The following is a 5,241-nucleotide window of genomic DNA, read 5'->3' as shown; positions in this document are numbered from 1 at the left end:
TTGGCGGCCTCGGCTCATCCCGCCATGATATCCGAGGCGATTAATTATTCAACCTATTTACGGGATGTTGTACTAGGTTGTTTGTTCCGCGCAGCACGCTGTATAGATGCGTTGCTATCGCAGCCGGCATGAGCGGATCGTCTGCGTCTTCTGCCTGTTCGTCCGCACCATCACCCGCCGCGAGGAACGGTCCGTCAGTGTCTCGCGGCATCTCGCGACGCCTCAACACCAGAGGTTCCTCATAGCCTTTGACAAGAATCTTGAGATCGTTGCCAGGCGCGCGGGATACGACTTCCCTGACAAACTCACCCTCTCCCGGCCGAAGAAAGCTCTTTGCCAGCCCCATGTCACCTAAGGTCGCAGACAGTCCAATACGTGGCACCCCTCTGCCGACGATTAGCTCAACCCGGTGCATGAGGGACTGAAGCTGCTTGCCTCGCTCTGTCCCGATGAAGGCGTGGAGTTCGTCCACAACAATGTACGCAAGCGATCCGAATACCGTCGCGACAGAATTGCCTCGATTGCACAGCAAAGCTTCGAGCGACTCTGGCGTAATGAGGAGAACGCCTCGACGCTTCTCAAGGAAGCGCCGCTTTGTCGAGGCAGGCACGTCTCCGTGCCAAGGCCAGACTGGCACGTCAAGCAGCTCGCAGAGCCGATCAAGGCGGCCAAACTGATCATTAATAAGCGCCTTCAGCGGACTGATATAGGCAATCAGTCCGGGCGTAGACTGCTGGACGATATGCGTCAACGCCGGCAGGAACGCGGCTTCGGTCTTGCCCGACGCTGTCGCTGCGGCCACGATGACGTCCTTGTCCCCTGGCAAAATGAGTGGAATCGCGGCCTCCTGCGCATCGCGCAAGGAATCCCACCCTTCTGCCCAGATGAACCGCTGGATTCTCTCGTCCAGCTGAAAGAAGGAAGAGCTATCGCCGCTCATCTATTTGCCCCGGACAACGCCAGTCACATTTTGAACGAGGCAAACTCGTCATCGTCGTCCACGTTGACTATGGTGTCGTTAGCGCCTCCCGCATCCACGTCAACAGCCAGACCGCCGAGAAGTTCCTCCCACGCGACGCCGGGATTCTGCTCAAGAACGGCAAGCATGTTGATGAATGCAGTGATGGTAGTTCGCGGCGTGCGGAAGTACGTATCGCCGATTCGCTTGGAGCAATGCTCCATAAAACTGAAGATCCCCTGGTCAGGAAGCAAGGATTTTTGCTCGTCACCAAACGCGTAGACAGTCCGAATCTTATGCAGCAAGACGTAAAAATCCTCCGGCGTTAGGCTGGACAGCGGCAATACGGGGCCACTGAAGTCCACAAGTCCATCGCTTGCGAACGTATTCTGCGCAAGTCGACTCTGCAAGGCGGGGTAGCTGTACAACCCTCGTCTAGTGTCCATGAGGAATTCCGGCGTACCACCCAAGACAAATCCCAGGCCCACTGAGGCGCCCTGCAGCGAGTCATTGAGGATCCGGAGGATCTGTTCGTAATTGGAATTCCGTGCTTGCGTGTTGGCCAACTTGTAGAGGTTTACTAGTTCGTCTAGGCCGATGAGAAGGCCTGCGTATCCAGCCAAGCGGACGAAGCGCGCCATCAGCTTGAGCTGGTCATACACCGAGGCGTCGTCGATTATCGCGCGAACACCAAGCGCCTGACGAGCGTCCGTCTTCGTCGTGAACTCTCCACGCAGCCAACGAACTGCGTTCGCCTTCAACTGCTCATTGCCTTCATCGTGACTACGGCAGTATGCTGCGATGACATCCGCGAAGTCGTAGCCGTTGAGGAGCTCGGTCAGTTGCTCCAGTTTCTGTCGGAGCACAAACTCAGTCGATTGTCCGCTGCTCTTCGCTTCGGTCTTTACCGTCCCGATAAACTTCTCGACGATGCCTGCCAACGCGCCGCCGTCAGGCTTGGTACGTGTGGCCAGGTTGCGCATGAGTTCGGCATAAAGCGAGCGGGCCTGTCCGCATGAAGAATGGAGTCGACGATCAGGATTCAGGTCCGCATTGGCGACTACCAGCTTCTTTTCGAGCGCGATCGATCGTACAAGGTTTAGGAAGAACGTCTTGCCTGCCCCGTATTCTCCCGTTACCACGCGGAATGCCGAACCGCCGTCAGCAATGCGCTCGATGTCTTGCACAAGGGTCTCAATCTCTCGCGACCGGCCGACCTGAATCAGGTGCTGTCCGCTACGTGGCACCACTCCCGCACGCAAGGACTGAATGACCGCGTCACGATCTTTGGCTCGAATAGGACTATTCATGCTGCCAACTTCTCCCGCAATTCAAGGTTGATCTCCACAAGATCGTCCCCTTCAAAGAACGCCATGTCGTGCGCGTCGAATGCGGCGTCGTTAAGTTGCTCGAGGGCACCGTCAAGCATCAAATCAAGATCCAGCGCCGCATCAGAAAGCTCGGCCTTCGTCCAACGTGGACGCGACAGTAGAAGCCGTGCGAGCGAACTATGTGCCTCATCAAGGCCGAGTACACGATCTTGTTCGACGGCGGGCGCTGCATTCACGAGTGGCGCTACGTCGACCACCTCCGTCTCCTCGACAAAGATTGTCGAGAGCATTGCCGACACCCCCTCGCTGTCTTTTTGGAGCACGGCAATCCGGGACGCGTCTAGCGTGAAGCCCGCCTCCTTCACCTCGCCCAGGGCGTGCTTGGTTGCCGGTTCGGAGCCGGTAGCAGCCGAGTGAAGCTCTGAGAAGACCTTCTGTGGATCGACGCCGAGGACCTTGTACACCTTCTCGAGCATCCTGACTTCGACCGGCGAGACCGTTCCATCGGACTGCGCTACCGCAGCGACAAAGGATGCGATGCTTCCTCTTGCCGTGGGATCGAGTGATTCAAGCTTCTTTTTCAGTGCCGTCAACGACGGCGGAGCGACCATCAGAAGACGGAGGTGAGCCACCAATCTTCGCTGATTGTTGCGACTCAGGTGACTCCACGACTGAATCTGCTGGTGGAGGTGACTGATTTCGTTAGCCCCGAAATCCCCGTCGGAAGTGGCCACGGCAGCCGCGAGTTGCAGCGCAAGGGCTGCGAGCCGATAGTCTGGCGCATCGCGGCTTTTCAGATCATCTGTCGCCGTAACGAAAAGCGCGATCTGATCTTCCGGCTTGGGCTGCTTGGCTCCGCCGAGTACGTCCGGCTCCATGCCAATGCCCATTCCTTCCAGAACGCGAGCCAATGCAACAGTACGCTCCCTGCTGAGCGTCGACGAGTTGCCCAACGCTCCCAAAAGTTCATGGAAAGGCATCGTAACCATGCCTCCATCCATCCGCTCTTTGAGCCCTTCGATCGAACCCTTTGCGGACTCGGGCCAAAGTGTTACAGGCAGCAATAGAAGCGCCTCGACGGTGGACCGTGCCCCAGGGTTACGACCCAAATACCTGCTGAGCGACTCCAGCTCGTTCGTCGCCGCTTCGGCAATTTCGTGCAGCTTCTTGAACGGCGCTGCAAGTACGCTGACGTCAGGAATATCACCAAAGGTTAGACGTGGCTCATCGACTCCCCGGAATCCTGCAGAGGCAGCTCGGTAGACAAGCTTGAGCTTGGTCCGGTTTCGCGGTAGCACCAATCCGTCGCCCAGCGCCGCAAGATACTTGAGTTTGAACAGGGAGTTGAACTCCTGAGCACAACGAAGGGTTGGCGTTCGGAGGAGACTTCTCGGATCGAGTTTAACCCAGGCTAATGCGAGGTCCGCTGAAATCGCCACGCGATCCGCGGCTGCCTGGCCAAGCGCCGCTCGAATGTATAGGGGAAGCTCGTATGACCTAGGAGAACTTGGTAGCGGCTGGAGATAGGAGCGATCTGGCAGGTTCGCCAGCGTGATCCAGTCCAATAGCGCGGTCCCGTATCCTTGAAACGATCCAGAGCGCGGGCCGTAAATGGCAAGGAGCCGCCGCAGTTCCGCTGCGATCGCCGGCAGATCGGCTTTGGCCGTCTGATCATTTACCGCCTCGAATACCGCGCGGCGCTCGAGTCCGTAAAAATAGATGAAAACGTATCCGATATCAGCGTCAGGATCTGCTCTGCCGGTCGAGAGCCAATTCAAGTACGCCCTGCGAGCTGTGGGCGAGATCGCCGAGTAGCTTGGCCAGTATCCCATCTCCCGCACTGTATAGTCCGCTCGTTTCGCGACATCCTTTGATGGATCAATCAAACAAGGATCCACGATGCCGGATGCCGCCTTAAGAGCCGTCCCGACGTAAATCAAGCCACCCGAGATTGCAACGCCGGCAATCTCCACATTTTCGGTAGATGAGAGCCACCTTGCATGACCAAATTGCGCAGGGGCTGGCGGAATACGAAAGGACTTACTGGACTCCAGATTATGATAGCTCGCGTGAACCAGATCCTCATCGACAGCCGCTGAAATACTACTGGAGGAGGACTTCACCTTCCCCTGTGCGCTTGCCGACATGACGAACTCCCTCTCGCCTTTGTCCGGATTGCGCACCGACTCGCTACCTGCAACAGACTTCCTAGACTGACCATAGGAGGCCACGGACTCATTGGAATCCATGATCGTCGATCCTCCATCAGGGGGCGACTTCTTGCCTCGTCGAAACAGGTAGACAACCAAACCGACTGCGGCCAACCAGAAAAGCGTTCCCCCAATGTTCTCCGGATTACTTGCCAGCGCCACAATTGCGATGACAACAGCAATCCAAATGAGCCCCCCAGAACCCGAACCTAATGGGATGGTCACCCCCACTCTACGCGCGGGTTACGCTGTAGAGGTGTTTTTCTCTCTGGAGAGGCCATCATGCATGACGCGACGCTGGTTGGGATCGATCTGGGCAAGCATTCGTTTCACCTTCACGGCCAGGACCGGCACGGCAAGGCCGTGTTTCGCAAGAAGATGGGGCGCACACAGTTGATCGAGTTCTTCGCTGCGTTCCACGCATGCACGGTGGTCATGGAGGCTTGCGCCGGGGCGCATTACATGGCCCGCAAGCTCGCCAGCTTTGGCCACCAGGTCAAGCTGATCTCACCGCAGTTCGTACGGCCCTTCGTCAAGGGTAACAAGAACGACTTCGTGGACGCCGAGGCGATCTGCGAGGCGGCATCTCGCCCAGCCATGCGGTTCGTGACGCCAAAGACGGAATTGCAGCAAACGCTGTCGGCCCTGCATAGGGTACGCGATTCGCTAGTACAACATCCCGTAAATAGGTTGAATAATTAATCGCCTCGGATATCATGGCGGGATGAGCCGAGGCCGCCAA

At 57.4% G+C, this 5,241-nt stretch carries 3 protein-coding genes and 1 pseudogene; 1 reads left to right on the top strand and 3 read right to left on the bottom strand.

From position 1 onward, the window contains the following. Positions 1 to 40 precede the first annotated feature (40 nt). From J8I82_RS37205 to J8I82_RS37195, 3 genes are read right to left on the bottom strand one after another with little or no spacing between them, the layout of a single operon-like run. Positions 41 to 940, bottom strand: coding sequence for a DEAD/DEAH box helicase (locus tag J8I82_RS37205; RefSeq protein ID WP_209765572.1), 900 nt, complete (start codon positions 938 to 940; stop codon positions 41 to 43). A gap of 23 nt (positions 941 to 963) precedes the next feature. After that, a complete protein-coding gene (locus tag J8I82_RS37200; protein WP_209765570.1) occupies positions 964 to 2,268 on the bottom strand; it encodes an ATP-binding protein in 1,305 nt (434 codons plus the stop codon). Beyond that, on the bottom strand, positions 2,265 to 4,724 hold the full coding sequence (locus J8I82_RS37195; RefSeq protein WP_209765568.1) for a tellurite resistance TerB family protein: 2,460 nt from the start codon (positions 4,722 to 4,724) through the stop codon (positions 2,265 to 2,267). Before J8I82_RS37195 ends, J8I82_RS37200 begins: the two co-directional genes overlap by 4 nt. A gap of 57 nt (positions 4,725 to 4,781) precedes the next feature. Here J8I82_RS37195 and J8I82_RS37190 point away from each other — a divergent pair. Then, positions 4,782 to 5,195: pseudogene (locus J8I82_RS37190) on the top strand (IS110 family RNA-guided transposase); the annotation flags it as partial. Between the last annotated feature and the right edge of the window lie 46 nt (positions 5,196 to 5,241).

Source organism: Cupriavidus consociatus (genome assembly GCF_017814975.1).
GTDB classification, from domain to species: Bacteria; Pseudomonadota; Gammaproteobacteria; order Burkholderiales; family Burkholderiaceae; genus Cupriavidus; species Cupriavidus consociatus.
This window is presented reverse-complemented; position numbering and strand designations above follow the sequence as displayed.